The organism is Modestobacter sp. SSW1-42, assembly GCF_046635825.1.
Lineage (GTDB): Bacteria > Actinomycetota > Actinomycetes > Mycobacteriales > Geodermatophilaceae > Modestobacter.
In genome coordinates this window covers 353252-368667 of record NZ_JBISCA010000001.1, presented here as the reverse complement: position 1 = coordinate 368667, position 15416 = coordinate 353252, and the positions used below count along the sequence as shown (strand labels likewise).

The window sequence follows — 15416 nt, the reverse complement described above, 5'->3', positions numbered from 1 at the left end:
GACGGCGCCGGCGGCCAGCAGCATCGCGGCCACGATGATCCCGGCGACCAGCCGCTGACGACGTCGTCCGTCCGGCCCGAGGTTGCCCATCCCCATCACGCCGACCACGGTAGTGCTCAGCCCACGGCGAGCGACCCGGCCCGCTCACGCCGGTACTGCCCGGCGGTCACCGGGGCGTGCCGCGTGGGCCCGGCCGCCGCGGTGGGCAGCCGCTCGACGACCACCCGCGAGTCGGGCTCGACGCGGTGCACCAGCGACAGCAGCTCCTCGGCAGGCGCCTCCACCGGCGGCGGCAGGACCCGGTGCGGTGCCGACCGCCACCGGTCACCGGTCCACCGGGCGAGCAGGTCGCCGGCGGTGACGGTCAGGGCGCCGGGGACCGCCGGGACGTCGACCCACCCGCCGTCCAGGGTCTGCACCTGCAGGCAGCCCAGGCCCGGCTCGCGGTCGGCGAGGACGAGGGTGCCCGGTTCGGTGTGCGCGGCGACCCGCATCTGCCCGGGCGCCACCGACCCGACGGCCCGCCGCGCGGGGTGCCAGGTCAGCTCGGCGTACCAGGCGCCGTCGGCGCAGCGGGAGACGAAGAAGTCGGGGTCCAGGTCCAGCGCGAGGGCGAGCACCCGCAGCAGGTCCCCGGCCACGGCCGCGCAGCACCGCGTGAACGCGGTCGCCGACGCGCGCAGGCAGGGCGTCCCGGCCGGCCAGACGTTGGGCTCGAACCACTCCGCCTCCGGCGTCCCGCGCACCGCGGCCGGCGCCGCCTCCGCCCCGAAGCCGAAGGACTCCACCAGGTCGGCCGCCGCACCACCGCCGGGCGGCACCCAGCCGCGCCCGCCGGGGAAGGTCGCCAGCCCGGCCTTGACCACGGCCGGCTCGGCGAAGAACAGCCGGGCCTCCTCGCGCAGGCAGTGCGTGAGCGGCGGGCTGAGCGGGTGCCCGGTGACGAGCAGGACCCCGACCTCGCACAGCGCACGGTCGACGTCGGTGGCCACCTGCCGGCGCCCCTGCGGCCCGCCCGCGTACCAGGGCGCCAGGTCGACCAGCGGGACCGCGGTCATCGTCCTCCTGTCCGGAACGGCTGCGCCCCGAACGGTAGGGACGACGCGTTGCCGCCGGATGACGCCGCTGTGACACCTCGCACTGTCGGACCCGGCTGCCAGTCTGGGCCCGTGGACGAGCTCTCGATGCTGCGGATGGCCGCCCAGCGGCTGGTCGGCCCGCCGGCGGCCTCCCCCGTCGAGGCCGTGCGCCTGCTGACCGCCGTGCAGGGGCAGGAGCTGCCCGGTGCGCTGCTGTCGGTGGCGCTGCGCAGCGGCAGCACGCGAGCACAGGTCACCGCGGCGCTCGACGACGGGAGCGTCGTCCGGTCGTGGCCGATGCGCGGCACGCTGCACCTCACCGCCGCCGACGACCTGCCCTGGCTGCTCGACCTGCTGGCCGAGCGGGCGGTCCGGGGTGCGGAGAAGCGCCGCGCGGTCGTCGGGCTCACCGGGGCCGACGTCGAGCGGGCCCGCGAGGTCGCGGTCGCCGCGCTCACCGGCGGCGGCGCGATGAGCCGGGCCGAGCTGCTGGCGGTGCTGGACGCCGGCGGGGTGCCGACGGCCGGGCAGCGCGGCTACCACCTGCTGTGGTGGCTGTCCCAGACCGGCTCGCTGGTGATGGGCCCGACCCGGGACGGCGACCAGCTGTTCGTGCTGCTCGACGAGTGGGCGCCCGCACCCCGCCGGCTGGACCGGGAGGAGGCGCTGGGCGAGCTGGCGCTGCGGTACTTCTCCGGCCACGGCCCGGCCACGGTCGCCGACCTGGTCCGCTGGGCCGGCACCACCGTCGGCGACGTCCGGGCCGGTCTGGCGCTGGCGCGGCCGCACCTGGAGACGCTCACCGTCGACGGCACCGAGCACCTGATGGACCCCGGCACCCCGCAGCGGCTGGCCGCGGCCCGGGCCGAGGCGGAGGGCGTGCACCTGCTCCCCGGCTTCGACGAGCTGGTGCTGGGCTACGCCGACCGCAGCTGCACGGTGCCCGCCGAGCACGCCGCGCGCATCGTGCCCGGCGGCAACGGCGTCTTCCGGCCGACGGTCGTCTCGGCCGGCCGGGCGGTGGCCACCTGGCGCACCGGCCGCGGGAAGGGCCGGCCGGTCGAGGTCGAGCCGTTCGGTGAGCTCACGCCCGCCGAGGCCGCCGCCGTCGACGTGCGGTACGCCGCGCTCCCCTGAGGTTGCAGCGGACAACACCCGGGAAGGGAGCGGTCATGGAGTACACACGCCTCGGCACCACCGGCCTGCAGGTGTCCCGCATCTGCCTCGGGATGATGAGCTTCGGCGACGCCTCGAGGGGCGGCCACCCGTGGGTCCTCCCCGAGGACGAGAGCCGGGTCCTCATCGAGAAGGCCCTGGCCGCCGGGATCACCTTCTTCGACACCGCCAACGTCTACTCGGCCGGCTCCAGCGAGGAGATCACCGGCCGCGCGCTGAAGGACTTCGCGCACCGCGAGGACGTCGTCCTGGCCACCAAGGTGAACGGCCGGATGCGGCCGGGCCCCAACGGCGCCGGACTGTCCCGCAAGGCGATCATCGCCGAGCTCGATGCCAGCCTCACCCGGCTGGGCACCGACTACGTCGACCTGTACCAGATCCACCGCTGGGACCCGGCCACGCCGATCGAGGAGACCCTCGAAGCGCTCGACTCCGCCGTCCGCTCGGGGAAGGTGCGCTACCTGGGCGCCTCGAGCATGTGGGCCTGGCAGTTCAGCAAGGCGCTGCACCTGGCCGGCGAGCACGGGTGGCACCGCTTCGTCTCGATGCAGGACCACTACAACCTGCTCAACCGCGAGGAGGAGCGGGAGATGCTGCCGCTGTGCGCCGACGAGGGCATCGGCGTCATCCCGTGGAGCCCGCTGGCCCGTGGCCGGCTGACCCGGGACTGGGACGAGGCCACCAACCGCTCGGAGACCGACGAGTTCGGCAGCAAGCTCTACAACGACGGGGACCGGGTCATCGTCGAGCGGGTCGCCCAGGTGGCCGAGGCGCGCGGCGTCCCGCGGGCGCAGGTCGCGCTGGCCTGGGTGCTGAGCAAGCCGGTGGTGTCGGCCCCGATCGTCGGCGTCACCAAGGACCGGCACCTCGACGACGCGGTCGCCGCGGTCGACCTGCAGCTCACGCCCGAGGAGATCGCCACCCTCGAGGAGCCCTACACCCCGCACGCGGTGGTCGGCTTCCAGTGAGGCAGCTCGCGCGCCGGGCGTGATCCGCGTCCACGACGGCGGGGGCGGGTGTCGGTCACGATGGACGTCGTGGCCGGCACCCCCTCCCCCCTCCGCCGGGTCGCCCCGCACCTGCTCGGCCCGCCGGTCCCGCCGCTCGCCACGCTGTGGGCGGCCAACGGGCGGCGGGCGCTGTCGGCGGCCTGCTGCGTCGGCGTGCCGCTCGCGCTCGGGCTGGCGCTCGGCCACCCCGGTCCCGGGTCGGCCGCCGCCCTGGGCGGGTTCACCGCCGTCTACGGCCACGCCCTCCCCTACCGCCGCCGCGCCGGGGTCTCCGCGGGCGTCGCGCTGGTCGTCGTCGCCTCGGTCGCCCTCGGCGGGCTGACCGGCGCGCACCCCGTCGTCCTGGCCGGGACCCTGGGCCTGATCGCCGCGGCGGCCACCGCGGTTACCGCCGTGTGGCGGATCGGGCCGCCCGGGGCGCTGCCGCCGGTGCTGGTCGCCGGCAGCGCCAGCGCGCTGGGGTCGAGCGCCGAGGCGGTGGCCCAGCACGTGGCGGCCGCGACCGCGGCCGCCGTGCTCAGCTGGCTGGTGGTGATGCTGCCGTGGCTGTGGGACCCGGCCGGTCCCGAGCGCCGCGCGCTGCAGGCCGCCGACGCCGCGGTCACCCGCGCGGAGGCCGGCGTCGCCCCCGGCCAGCGCGGCGCCCTCGCCCGGGCGGTGCGGGTCGCGGTCACCGCGGCCGCCGGGGGCAGTCGCCGCCGTCCGTCGCTGCTGCCGGCCGCCGACGACGTCGAGGCCCGCTTCTTCCGCGCCCTGCCCCTGGTCGACCCGGCGCCCGGTCCCCGGACCGGCGCGCCGGCACCGGTGGCGCCGCCGCGGGCACCGCTGTGGACCGAGACCGCCGCCCGGATCGGCCTCGGGGTGGCCCTCGCCGGCCTGGTCGCGGCCGCGGCCGGCCTGCCCAGCCCCTACTGGGCGGCGACGTCGGCGGTCGCGGTGCTGCTGGGCACCGACGCCCGGCACACCCGGGCCCGCGCGTTCCACCGGGTGACCGGCACCCTGGCGGGCACGGCCATCGCCGCGCTCGTCTTCGCGGTGCAGCCACCGACCGCGGTCACCGTCGTGCTGGTCGCCGTCCTGCTGGTGGGCGTCGAGCTGCTCATCGCCTCCCAGTACGTCCTCGCCGTCACCTGCCTGACCCCGGTGTCGCTGCTGCTGGTGCACCTGGGCGCGCCCGGCGCCCCGGAGTCGACGCTGATCGCGGCGCGGATCGAGGAGACCGTGCTGGGCATGGCGGTCGCGCTGGCCGTCGGGCTGCTGCTCTTCCCGCGGGCCGGCAGCCGGCGGCTCCCCCGGGCGGTCACCGCCACCGCCGACCGGGCGGTCGCCGCGGTCCGCGCCCCGGCCGGGGCGGGCGCCGACCGGGAGCTGCACGACGAGCTGGTCGCGCTCACCGACGTGGCCACCGCCGCGCGGGCCGAGCTGTTCTCCGCCCGCGGCGCGGACGCCTGGCTGCAGCGCTCCCGCCAGGTCGCCGACCTCGGCTGGGCGCTGCTCGGCGCCCGGGCGCGGGCGGACGACGTCCTCGCCGAGGCGGTCGCCGTCCGGATCCGCCGCGATCTGGGCGGCCGCTGAGCTCAGGCGGGCAGGCCGACCAGCCTCGCCGACAGCTCCCACAGCTCGGCCGCCCGGACGTCGTCCCGCGCCGAGCGCGCCGTGAGGGTGCGGCTGCGGTGGGCGTGGTGGGCGCCGTTGCGCCAGCCGTCGGCGGCCGTGGCCAGCCAGACCAGGGTGTCGGCGCCCTGGGCCGGGGTGCGCAGGAACGCCACCAGCGGGCTGCGGAACAGCAAGCCGGTGGCCCCGCCCGCGGCCCGGCCGAACGAGGTCGCCACCCCGCCGGGGTCGAAGCAGGTGGCGGTCACGTCGGGCGCCCACCGGCGGGCCAGCTCGCGGGTGAACAGGACGTTGCACCACTTGGCCCGGGCGTAGGCGCGGGTGGCCAGGTAGGGCGGGCGCGACTGCACGGCCCCGGCCAGGTGACCGCGCCGGGTGACCCCGCCCCAGTGCGCGAACGACGACGTGGTCACCACCCGGGCCCGGCTCGCGCGCAGCTGCGCTTCCAGCAGCCGGGTGAGCAGGTAGGGCGCCAGGTGGTCGACCTGGAAGGTGCGCTCGTGCCCGTCGACGGTGAGCTCGCGGCGCGGGAACGAGGCGCCGGCGTTGTCGGCCAGCACGTCGATCCGTGGCAGCTCGGCCAGCTGCGCGGCGAGCCGCCGGACGTCGTCGAGCCGGGCGAAGTCCGCGGTCAGCGCCCGGGCGCCGTCGAGCTCGGCGGCGACGGCCGCGGTCTTCTCCGGCGACCGGCCGACCACCACGACCTGCGCCCCGGCCCGGTGCAGCCGGCGGGCGGCCGCCGCCCCGATGCCGTCGCTGGCCCCGGTGACGACGACGACCGGCCCGTCCGGGGTGCTCAGCTCGCGCGCTCGACGACGAAGACGGGGATCTCCCGCACGGTCTTCGCCTGGTAGTCGGCGTAGTCGGGGTAGGCCGCCACGGCCCGCTCCCACCAGACGGCCTTCTCCTCGCCGGTCACCTCGCGCGCCACGCCGTCGATCACCGTCTCGCCGTCCTGCACGGTGACCTGGTCGGGGTGCGCCTTGAGGTTGTGGTACCAGGTGGGGTGGGTCGGCGCGCCGCCCTGCGAGGCGACCATCGCGTAGACGCCGTCGTGCTCCACCCGCATCAGCGGGTTCTTGCGGACTTGTCGCTCTTGGCCCCGCGCGTGGTGAACACCACCACCGGCTCGGTGCGGCCCGGCAGGGTGTTGCCCTCGCGCCCGCCGGTGCGCTCGTAGAGCTCGACCTGGTCGCGGACCCACTGCTCCGGGCTGGGGACGTACTCACCGTCGAGAGGCATGCCCCGACCCTAGGACGCCCGTCCGGCGCCCGCGCGACACGTTGCCGACCGTTCGTTCTTGAACGACCGGTCAAGTACCGCTACGGTCGTCGCATGGGCCGGCCGCGGAGCTTCGACGAGGAGGTCGCGGTGGCGCGCGCCGGCGGGCTGTTCGCCGAGCTCGGCTACGAGGGCACCAGCATCGACGACCTGGTGCAGCGGCTGGGCGTCCACCGCGGATCGCTGTACTCGACGTTCGGCAGCAAGCGCGCCCTGTACCTGCGGGTGCTGCGCGAGCACGTCGACACCCTGGACCACCCCGCCGCTCCCGAGACCGACCTCACGCTGCTGCTGCGTGCGGCGGTCGAGCGCGCACCGGTGGACGCCGAGGCCGCCACCCTCGTGCACCGCGGGCTGGTCGCCCTGCGGTCCCAGCTGCCGTCCGGCACCGGCGAGCAGCCCGAGGCTGCACTCGCCCGGCTGCTCGGCGAGCACCTCGTCCGTCGTGCCACCCGTCCGCAGGAGGAGACATGACCGCTGTCGAGATCGTCGGGGACGAGCTCGTCGTCACGATGCAGGGCCTGGACCGCTTCTGGGCGCTGCGCCGCCGGATCACCGTCCCACTGGCCCACGTGCGGGGCGCGACCGCCGACCCGGGGGTGGGCCGCGAGTCCGCCGGCATCCGTTCCCCGGGCACGCACGTGCCCCGGGTGATCACCGCCGGCAGCTACCGCAAGGACGGCGCGCGGGTCTTCTGGAACCTCCGCGCCTCGCAACAGGCGGTCGTGGTCGAGCTGACCGGCGAGCGGTACCGGCGGCTGGTGCTCGGGGTGGACGACGCCCGCGCCGTCGCCGAGCGGGTGGAGCGTGCCCTGACCCGGCGGTGACGCCGCCGGGGTGCGGCCGGAGCGGGACGACGGCAGAGTGCTCCGGGACCCCGCCGGACGACGCACCACGAGGAGGCCCCCGTGCAGCCGGCACCCGCCGCACCCCGCGTCGTCGTCCGCGGCGAGGCCGTCGCCGAGGTGCTGCCCGACGCCGCCGACCTGACCGTCACCGTCGAGGTCCGCGACCGCCGCCGCGACACCGCGCTGACCCGGCTGGCCGAGCGGCAGCAGTCGCTCACCGACCTGCTCGAGGCAGCCCGCGGTGACCTGGCCGGGGTGGCCACCGACACCGTCGCCGTCTACCCGGAGGCCGGTGACGGCAGCCGGGTCAGCGGGCACGTCGCCGTGACCACCACCCGGGTGCGGATGGCCGACGTCGCCGCGGCCGGAGAGCTGGCGGTGGCCGTCGCGACGTTGCCGGACACCGCGCTGCACGGACCGCACTGGCGGGTCAGCCGCGGGCACCCGGTGCACCAGCAGGTGCGCGGCGAGGCGGTCGCCGACGCGGTGGCCCGGGCCCGGGCCTACGCTGCGGCGCTGGGCTGCCGGCTCACCGGACTGGTCGAGGTGCGCGACGTGGACACCCACGGCGGCGGCCCGGCCCGCTTCGCCCTGGCGGAGAGCAGCCCCCGACTGGACCTGCAGCCGGCACCGCAGGAGGTGCACGGGCAGGTCGAGGCCACGTTCACGATGTCCGTCCCCGACCAGGAGGTCTTCACCCGATGAGGTTCCGCGAGAGCGGCCGGCTGGACACCTCCGGCGTCCAGGACCGGCGGGGCGGTGGCGGCGGTGGCCTGGGTGGCGGCCGCGGCCTGGCGGTCGGCGGCGGCGGGCTCGGCGTCGTCGGGCTGATCGTCGTCGTGCTGTTCCAGGTGCTCGGTGGCGGCGGGGGCGGCGGCACACCCCCGATCGGCGGCTTCAGCGGGTTCGACGCCGGGCAGGGCGCCGGGAGCGCGTTCGACAACAGCGAGCTCGCCGCCTCCTGCGACGAGGTGGCCGACGCCAACACCTCCGCGGAGTGCGCCGTCGTCGCCAGCATCGACTCCATCCAGGACTACTGGGGCGCCACGCTGGGCGCGGACTACCAGCCGGCCGACACCGTGTTCTTCTCCGACCAGGTGCAGACCGCGTGCGGCGGGGCCACCAGCGGCACGGGCCCCTTCTACTGCCCCGGCGACTCGCTGGTCTACATCGACCTCACCTTCTTCGACGACCTGCAGACCCGGTTCGGGGCCGAGGGCGGCGCGTTCGTCAACGCGTACGTGCTCGCCCACGAGTACGGCCACCACGTGCAGAACCTGCTCGGCATCAACCGGCAGGTGCAGCCCGGCGACGCCGGCCCGACCAGCGGCAGCGTCCGCCTGGAGCTGCAGGCCGACTGCTTCGCCGGCACCTGGGCCGACCACGCCGAGACGGTCCCCGACGAGACCGGACAGCCGCTCATCGTCGACATCACCGACGACGACGTCACCCGCGCCCTGGACACCGCCGGGCGCATCGGCGACGACTTCATCCAGGAGAACCTGGGCGGGGGCACCGTCGACGAGGGGTCCTTCACGCACGGCTCGTCGGAGCAGCGGCAGCGGTGGTTCAGCACCGGCTACTCCACCGGCGACCCGAGCCAGTGCGACACCTTCGCCACCGACGACCTGGGCTGAGCACCGGACACGCGGGGGAAGCCGCCGGGCCCCCGCCGGGTTGTCGACGGGCATGACGACTCTCGGCATCATCGGCGCCGGCCACATCGGCACCGCCCTCGCCCAGGCAGCCCTCGACGCCGGTCACGACGTCGTGATCAGCAACTCCCGCGGCCCGGAGACGCTCACCGACCTGGTGGCCGCCCTCGAGCAGCGGCCCGGCCGACGGGGCGAGGTGCGCGCCGACACCTCCGCCGGCGCGGCCGCCGCCGCCGACCTCGCGGTGGTGACCATCCCGCTCACCGCCGTCCCCGACGTCCCGGTCGAGCCGCTGGCCGGCAAGGTCGTGATCGACACGAACAACTACTACCCCCAGCGCGACGGCCAGATCGCCGAGCTCGACGACGAGTCGACGACCACCGCGGAGCTGCTGCAGGCCCACCTGCCCACCTCACGGGTGGTCAAGGCGTTCAACCACATCGGCGCCGCCGACATCCCCACGGCCGGCACCCCGGCCGGGACACCGCACCGCCGCGCCCTCGCCGTCGCCGGGGACGACGAGGCAGCCAAGGCCGCCGTGGTCGCCTTCATCGACGCGATCGGCTTCGACACCGTCGACCTCGGCCCGCTCGCCGAGGGCTGGCGCATCCAGCGGGACACCCCCGGCTACGGCGTGCCGCTCGACGCCGCCGGCCTGCGGGCCGCCACCGACTCCGCGAAGCGCTACCGCGACATGTGAGCCGCCGGCGCCCGCGGCCGGTCAGCCGGCCGCGAGCGCCTGCTCGGCCGCCTCGACCTCGGCGTTCCACTCCGGCTTCTCGGCCTGCCAGCGGTCCTCGGTGCGGCCCTGGCGCCAGTAGCCGGAGATCGAGGTGAACGCCGGGTCCAGCCCCCGCTCGGCCCGCAGGTGCAGCCGCAGCTCGCGCACCAGCCCGGCCTCGCCGTGCACGAACACGTGCCCGGTGCCCTCGGGCAGCGTCGCCGCGCGGACGGCGGCGACCAGCGACCGCCCCACCGGCGCCGGTCCGCGGTGGACCCACACGACCTCCACGCCCGCGGGCAGGTCGAGGTCGGCCTGCTCCTCGGACCGGTCGGCCACCTCGACGACCACCAGCGCCGGGGCGCCGGCCGGCAGCCGGGTCAGCGCCGCGCCGATCGCCGGCAGCGCGCTCTCGTCGCCGACCAGCAGGTGCCAGTCGGCGTCCGGGCTGGGTGCGTACGCGCCGCCGGGGCCGAAGAACTGGATCCGGTCACCGGGCTGCGCGGCCGCGGCCCACGGTCCGGCCAGCCCGGTGTCGCCGTGGTGCACGAAGTCGATCGTCAGCTCGCCGGCCGCGGCGTCCCACGAGCGGACCGTGTACGTGCGGGTGACCGGCCACTGCTCCGGCGGCAGCTCGGCGCGCAGCTGCTCGACGTCGAACGGGACGCCGTAGGCCGCACCGGGGGGCGGGAAGAGCAGCTTGACGTAGTGGTCGGTGAACTCCCCGGCCGGGAAGCCGGTCAGCCCCTCCCCGCCAAGGACGACGCGGATCATGTGCGGCGTCACGCGGGAGGTGCGCAGCACCTCACCGACCCGGGCCACGCGGGCGCGGCGCGGACCGCTCCTGGTCGGACTGCTCACTGCGGACCTCCTGACCGAGGAAGGCGAGCCTTGCCTTCGCCCGCAGGCTACCCGCCGGCCGTGCGCTCCCTGGAACACGAACGTCATCGCGAAAGATCGAACTCGCGGTTTACACCGTAGCGACGGCCGGGTACCAGGACTCCAACGGAACGGCGTCCCACCGAGGCCACGGTGGAACCCCCCAGTGTCAGCGCCGCGGAGCCTCGCGGCGCACGCGCCGTCCCGCTCCAGCACCTGCACCCGGTCCCTGCGGTCCGGCGATGGGGCATGCCCTGGAGCGGCCGGTGGACCACCGGGCACGGATGCCCAGTTCTGCACAGTCCACGTACCGCCCATGCACGACGAGGAGGAACGATGACGCACTCCATCGACACCCCGACGCCCTCAGCCCAGAGCGGCGCGACGAACGTGACCGGCACCCCGTCCACGGGCAGCCCGTCCACCAAGGACGTCGCCAAGGACCAGGCCGGCAACGTCGCCTCGACCGCCGCCTCGGCCGGCAGCCAGGTCGCCTCGACCGCCGCCGACCAGGCGAAGCAGGTCACCCAGGAGACCAAGCGCCAGGCGCAGGACCTGATCAACCAGGGCCGCACCCAGGTCACCAGCCAGCTCCAGGAGCAGGCCCGCACCGGTCAGCAGAAGGCCAGCCAGGGGCTGACCGACATCGCCCAGCAGCTGCGCACCATGGTGCAGGGCGGCGAGACCCCCACCGGCCCCGCCGCCGACCTGGTCAGCCAGGCCGGTGACAAGGTCGAGGAGCTCGCCACCTGGCTGCAGTCGCGTGAGCCCGGCGACCTGCTCGTCGAGGCCCGCAACTTCGCCCGCCGCCGTCCCGGCGCCTTCATCTTCGGCGCCGCTGTCGCCGGGATCCTCGCCGGTCGCCTGACCACCGGCGTCGTGGCCGCCCACAAGGACGCCGCCCCGAGCAACGCGGGCACCACGCCGCTGCCGGCCACCCCGTCCTACGGCACCACCAACTACGCCACGGACACCACCGTCACCGGCTACGCGGACACCACGTACGCCGACGCCGGCTACGCGGGCACCACCCCGGGCTACGGCACCACGGGCACCACCGGCAGCGTCCCGCCGCCGCCGTACGGCACGGCCGGCACCACCGGCACCACCGAGGGCTTCGACGACCCGGCCCGCACCTCGGGTCAGGGGCGGCTGTGAGCCACCCGGCCGGTGGCCCGGTCGGCGGGGGCGCCACGCCCTACGGCCAGCCGAGCACCGGGTACACCCAGAGCGGGGCGACGGGCTACGCGCCCCCGCCGAACGCCGGTGAGTACGACGCCCAGCACAACCAGGCGCAGTACCTCGACGACCAGCCGATGACCGCTGACGGGCACCCCGACGTCGAGGGCACCTCGGTCGGCACGCTGATCAGCGAGGTGACCCGCGACCTGTCGACGCTCATGCGCCAGGAGGTCGAGCTCGCCAAGGCCGAGATCAAGGCCGAGGCCAACAAGGCCACCGCCGAGGTCAAGGCGCAGACCGGCAAGGCCGGCAAGGGCGTGGGCATGCTCGTCGGCGCCGGCGTCGCCGGGCTGATGGTCGCCGTCTTCCTCAGCTGCGCCATCTGGTGGGGCCTGGAGAACGTCATGGACGCGGGCCTGGCGGCCCTCATCGTGACGGTCCTGTGGGTCGTCATAGCCGCCGTCCTGGCGTCGATGGGCCGCAAGCAGCTCAAGACGATCGACTTCTCCAGGCTCAAGCAGCTCAACCCCAAGCCGGAGCAGACCGTGGAGACCCTCCAGCAGGTCCCCGGCGCTCTCAAGCCCAACTGACCCGGACAGGAGACCGACATGACCAGCAGTGACCCGGACGTCATCCGTCGCCAGATCGAGGAGACCCGCGCCAACCTCAGCTACGAGGTCGACGCGCTCAACGAGAAGGTCAACCCCTCCCGGGTGGTCGACCGTCGCGTGGGCAAGGTCAAGACCAGCGCCTCCGGCCTGAAGGACCGCGTCTTCGGCGCGGCCCACGAGACCGGCAACCACGCCGGTGGGGCGGCCCACAACGCCGCCGGCACCGTGCAGGGCGCCGCCTCCGACGCCATGGGCGCCGTGCAGCAGGCTCCCGGCCAGCTCAAGAACCAGGCGCAGGGCAACCCCCTGGCCGCCGGGCTGATCGCCTTCGGCGTCGGCTGGCTCGTCTCCTCCCTGCTGCCCACCAGCGAGAAGGAGAAGCAGCTGGCCCAGCAGGCCGAGACCGCCGTGAAGGACCACTCCCAGCCGCTGGTCGACCAGGCCAAGAACGTGGCGCAGGAGATCGGCGACAACCTCAAGCCCGCCGCCCAGGAGGCCGTGCAGTCGGTCAAGGCGACCGCGCAGGACGGTGTCCAGACGGTCAAGTCCGAGGGCCAGTCCGCCGCGCAGGACGTCCAGGGCACGGCCCAGGACGCCAAGCAGACCGTGCAGGGTCACGCGTCCGCCTGATCCACCCGCAGTCCCCGTCGGGCCCCGGTGCACACCGCACCGGGGCCCGACGTGTGTCCGGGTCCGGATCACCTGCCCGGGTGACCGCTGCCCGGGGCCTGCTCCAGCTCCGGCCGTCGCGCGCCGTTCCCCGACGGGACGGACTCCGTCCCCGACCGGGACGGCGACGCCACGACCCGGAGGAGAGCGCCCCGTGGACGCACCCGCGCGCGTGCTGGTGGCCGACGACGAGGAGGACATCCGCCTGCTCGTGACCCTGGCCGTCCGAAAGGCCGGGTGCTCGGTGGTCGCCGCGGTCGCCGACGGTGCGCAGGCGCTCGCCGCCACCCGGACCGAGCGGCCGGACCTGGTCGTGCTCGACGTCTCGATGCCCGAGGCCACCGGCCTGGAGGTCTGCGCCGCGCTGCGCGCCGACCCGGGCACCGCCGGGTGCCGGGTGCTGCTGCTGTCGGCCGGCGCCTCCCCCGACGACGTCGCCGCCGGACTGGCCGCCGGGGCCGACGCCTACCTGCCCAAGCCCTTCACGGTCGCCGGCCTGGTCGCCCAGGTGCGGCAGCTGACCGCCGGGACCCCGACGTGACCGCGCCGGCCCACCCGATGCAGGTGCAGCCGGTGCCCGCGCCGGGCCGCGCGGTGTCCACCGCACTGGCCGGCGTCGCCCTCGCCGGCGTCGTGGTGCTGCTCGGCCGGCCACCGCTGGCGCCGGCCGTCCTCGCCGCGGTGGCGGTGCTGGCCGCGACCGGCGAGCTGGCGCGGCGGCTGCACCGGCTGCTCACCGCCGCCGAGGAGCTGGAGGCCCAGCGTCGCGACCTGGTCACCCGCGGCCGGTCGACCGCCGAGGACCTCGAGGTCGCCACCCGGATGATGCGGGCCCGCGCGCAGACCATGACCAGCGTGATCGACGCCGTGACCGAGCAGTCGATCATCGGCACCGACCGCGACGGGCTCGTGCGGGTGTGGAACCCCGGCGCCGAGCGGATGCTCGGGCTCCCCCGCGCCGACGTCGTCCGGCTGCGCCCGATCACCGACTTCCACGCCCTCGAGGAGCTGGACGCCGAGGCCGGCACCGGCGAGGGGTCCGCCGCCCGGTTCGCCGCGCTCGTGCGCGGAGCGCGCGAGCGCGGCAGCGACGTCCGGGACTGGACCTACCTGACCGCCGACGGCCGCCGGCTGACCGTGTCGGTCGCGATCACCCCGCGCACCGACGACGAGGGCGAGATGGCCGGCTGGAACTTCGTCGGCACCGACATGACCGAGGTGCGGGCCACCGAGCGGCTCAAGGACCAGTTCGTCAGCCTCATCTCCCACGAGCTGCGCACGCCGCTGGCCTCGGTGCTGGGCTACCTGGAGCTGGTCATGGACGACGAGGAGCAGCCGCTGCCCGCCGACCACCGCCAGTACCTGGGCATCGTCGAGCGCAACGCCCAGCGGCTGCTGCGGCTGGTCGGCGACCTGCTGTTCACCGCCCAGGTCGACGCCGGCCGGCTCACCCTCACCCCCGAGGACGTCGACCTGGCCACGATCGTGCGCGCCGCGGAGGACACCGCCCGGGTCACCGCCGCCGCCCGCGGGGTCGACGTGGCCGTGGAGGTGCCCGCCGGGGGCCTGGTCGCCCGCGGCGACGCGCTCCGGCTCGGGCAGGCCTGCGACAACCTGGTGTCCAACGCGGTCAAGTTCACCCCGTCCGGCGGACGGGTCACCCTGCGGCTGCGCCGCGCCTGGCGGGACGCCGATGGCACGACCACCGACGTGGCCGGCCTCGGTCGCGCGCCGGTGGCGCTGCTGTCGGTCAGCGACACCGGCGTCGGCATCCCCAGCGGCGAGCAGGGCCAGCTGTTCACCAGCTTCTTCCGCGCCTCCACCGCACGGCGCAACGCCGTCCCGGGGGTCGGGCTGGGCCTGACGATCACCAAGGCCATCACCACCGCGCACGGCGGCACCCTGGACGTCGAGAGCGCCGAGGGCCGCGGCACGACGTTCACCCTCACCCTCCCGCTCTAGCCGGCCCGGCCCCGTTCTTGCGGGTTTCTTGCGGAACGCTGGCGGGTGGCCTGCGGATCGGTCTCCAGAGTCGTACCTGTCGCCGGGAGCACCCGCCGACACGGGACTCCAGAGGAGACGCAGCCATGACCGCCGCCACCACCACCCGCAGCCGCAACGCCCGCAAGGTCCTCGGCTCGCTCGGCGTCATCGGTGCCGCCGCCGCCGTCGCCGGCATGGGCACCTTCGGTTCCTTCACCGACAGCACCGCCCCGCTGGCCGCCTCGGTCTCCTCCGGCACCCTGTCGCTGGACCTCACCGGCGCCAACGGCCTGACCATGGGCGGCAAGGACCTGGTCCCCGGCGACTCCGTCTCGACCCGGGTCCAGCTGGCCAACAGCGGCGCGCTGGACATGTCGGCCATCGGCCTCGCGGTCACCGCCCCGACCTCCAGCGTGCTCGACACCGACAAGGTCAACGGCCTGAAGCTGTCGATCGACTCCTGCTCCGTCGCCTGGGCCACCGACAACACCTGCGCCGGCACCACCGCCACCGTGCTCGCCCCGATCGCCGCCCGGGACGCCGTCACGCTGACCAACCTGACCAGCACCACCGCCTACAAGACCGACAACCTGCTGGTGAAGCTCACCCTCCCGGCCGCCGCCGGCAACGAGTTCCAGGGCAAGTCCAGCGTCCTGAGCCTGGTCTTCACCGGCACGCAGAAGACCGGCACCAACCGCTGACCTCGCG

Annotated in this window: 17 protein-coding genes and 1 pseudogene; 14 read left to right on the top strand and 4 right to left on the bottom strand. The window is 75.6% G+C overall.

Annotation, left to right across the window (positions count from 1 at the left end):
* Positions 1-116: 116 nt before the first annotated feature.
* On the bottom strand, positions 117-1058 hold the full coding sequence (locus ACGBYP_RS01845; protein WP_411581564.1) for an isopenicillin N synthase family dioxygenase: 942 nt from the start codon (positions 1056-1058) through the stop codon (positions 117-119).
* 111 nt (positions 1059-1169) lie between these two features.
* Between ACGBYP_RS01845 and ACGBYP_RS01840 the strand changes: the two genes are divergently transcribed.
* The 3 genes from ACGBYP_RS01840 (at position 1170) to ACGBYP_RS01830 (ending at position 4840) form a co-directional block, all read left to right on the top strand.
* Positions 1170-2216: a winged helix DNA-binding domain-containing protein gene (locus tag ACGBYP_RS01840; RefSeq protein ID WP_411581563.1), complete on the top strand. Its 1047-nt coding sequence runs from the start codon at positions 1170-1172 to the stop codon at positions 2214-2216.
* A 35-nt stretch (positions 2217-2251) separates the two neighbouring features.
* Entirely contained in the window at positions 2252-3223 is a 972-nt protein-coding gene (locus ACGBYP_RS01835; protein ID WP_411581562.1) for an aldo/keto reductase, read from the top strand.
* Between the two features lie 69 nt (positions 3224-3292).
* A complete protein-coding gene (locus ACGBYP_RS01830) occupies positions 3293-4840 on the top strand; it encodes an FUSC family protein (protein ID WP_411581561.1) in 1548 nt (515 codons plus the stop codon).
* 2 nt (positions 4841-4842) lie between these two features.
* Here ACGBYP_RS01830 and ACGBYP_RS01825 read toward each other — a convergent pair whose 3' ends face one another.
* Positions 4843-5772 (bottom strand): SDR family NAD(P)-dependent oxidoreductase, encoded by a 930-nt coding sequence (locus tag ACGBYP_RS01825; protein ID WP_411581560.1) that lies wholly within the window; start codon positions 5770-5772, stop codon positions 4843-4845.
* Positions 5676-6121, bottom strand: a pseudogene (locus tag ACGBYP_RS01820) (nitroreductase family deazaflavin-dependent oxidoreductase). Before ACGBYP_RS01820 ends, ACGBYP_RS01825 begins: the two are co-directional and overlap by 97 nt.
* Positions 6122-6214: 93 nt before the next feature.
* On the opposite strand from ACGBYP_RS01820, the gene ACGBYP_RS01815 reads away from it, so the two are divergent.
* The 5 genes from ACGBYP_RS01815 to ACGBYP_RS01795 all read left to right on the top strand — a co-directional run bounded on the left by ACGBYP_RS01815 (position 6215) and on the right by ACGBYP_RS01795 (position 9363).
* Entirely contained in the window at positions 6215-6634 is a 420-nt protein-coding gene (locus ACGBYP_RS01815) for a TetR/AcrR family transcriptional regulator (RefSeq protein WP_411581559.1), read from the top strand.
* Positions 6631-6987, top strand: a complete 357-nt coding sequence (locus ACGBYP_RS01810) for a hypothetical protein (RefSeq protein ID WP_411581558.1) — start codon at positions 6631-6633, stop codon at positions 6985-6987. Before ACGBYP_RS01815 ends, ACGBYP_RS01810 begins: the two co-directional genes overlap by 4 nt.
* A gap of 81 nt (positions 6988-7068) precedes the next feature.
* Entirely contained in the window at positions 7069-7713 is a 645-nt protein-coding gene (locus tag ACGBYP_RS01805; protein WP_411581557.1) for an SIMPL domain-containing protein, read from the top strand.
* Complete coding sequence (locus ACGBYP_RS01800) at positions 7710-8645, top strand: neutral zinc metallopeptidase (RefSeq protein WP_411581556.1); 936 nt, start codon at positions 7710-7712, stop codon at positions 8643-8645. The genes ACGBYP_RS01805 and ACGBYP_RS01800 overlap by 4 nt, the downstream gene beginning before the upstream one ends.
* Positions 8646-8697: 52 nt before the next feature.
* The gene (locus ACGBYP_RS01795) at positions 8698-9363 is read left to right on the top strand and encodes an NADPH-dependent F420 reductase (protein WP_411581555.1); all 666 of its coding nucleotides are present in this window, start codon (positions 8698-8700) and stop codon (positions 9361-9363) included.
* 21 nt (positions 9364-9384) lie between these two features.
* On the opposite strand, the gene ACGBYP_RS01790 is transcribed toward ACGBYP_RS01795, so the two are convergent.
* Positions 9385-10245, bottom strand: a complete 861-nt coding sequence (locus tag ACGBYP_RS01790) for a siderophore-interacting protein (RefSeq protein WP_411581554.1) — start codon at positions 10243-10245, stop codon at positions 9385-9387.
* A 354-nt stretch (positions 10246-10599) separates the two neighbouring features.
* Between ACGBYP_RS01790 and ACGBYP_RS01785 the strand changes: the two genes are divergently transcribed.
* The 6 genes from ACGBYP_RS01785 (at position 10600) to ACGBYP_RS01760 (ending at position 15409) form a co-directional block, all read left to right on the top strand.
* Positions 10600-11421, top strand: a complete 822-nt coding sequence (locus tag ACGBYP_RS01785) for a hypothetical protein (protein WP_411581553.1) — start codon at positions 10600-10602, stop codon at positions 11419-11421.
* Entirely contained in the window at positions 11418-12035 is a 618-nt protein-coding gene (locus tag ACGBYP_RS01780; RefSeq protein ID WP_411581552.1) for a phage holin family protein, read from the top strand. The genes ACGBYP_RS01785 and ACGBYP_RS01780 overlap by 4 nt, the downstream gene beginning before the upstream one ends.
* Positions 12036-12053: 18 nt before the next feature.
* Complete coding sequence (locus ACGBYP_RS01775; RefSeq protein WP_411581551.1) at positions 12054-12686, top strand: DUF3618 domain-containing protein; 633 nt, start codon at positions 12054-12056, stop codon at positions 12684-12686.
* Between the two features lie 193 nt (positions 12687-12879).
* Positions 12880-13266: a response regulator gene (locus tag ACGBYP_RS01770; RefSeq protein WP_411581550.1), complete on the top strand. Its 387-nt coding sequence runs from the start codon at positions 12880-12882 to the stop codon at positions 13264-13266.
* Positions 13263-14687 (top strand): sensor histidine kinase, encoded by a 1425-nt coding sequence (locus ACGBYP_RS01765; protein ID WP_411581549.1) that lies wholly within the window; start codon positions 13263-13265, stop codon positions 14685-14687. The genes ACGBYP_RS01770 and ACGBYP_RS01765 overlap by 4 nt, the downstream gene beginning before the upstream one ends.
* Before the next feature lie 125 nt (positions 14688-14812).
* Positions 14813-15409, top strand: a complete 597-nt coding sequence (locus ACGBYP_RS01760) for a TasA family protein (protein ID WP_411581548.1) — start codon at positions 14813-14815, stop codon at positions 15407-15409.
* The last annotated feature ends 7 nt before the right edge of the window (positions 15410-15416 follow it).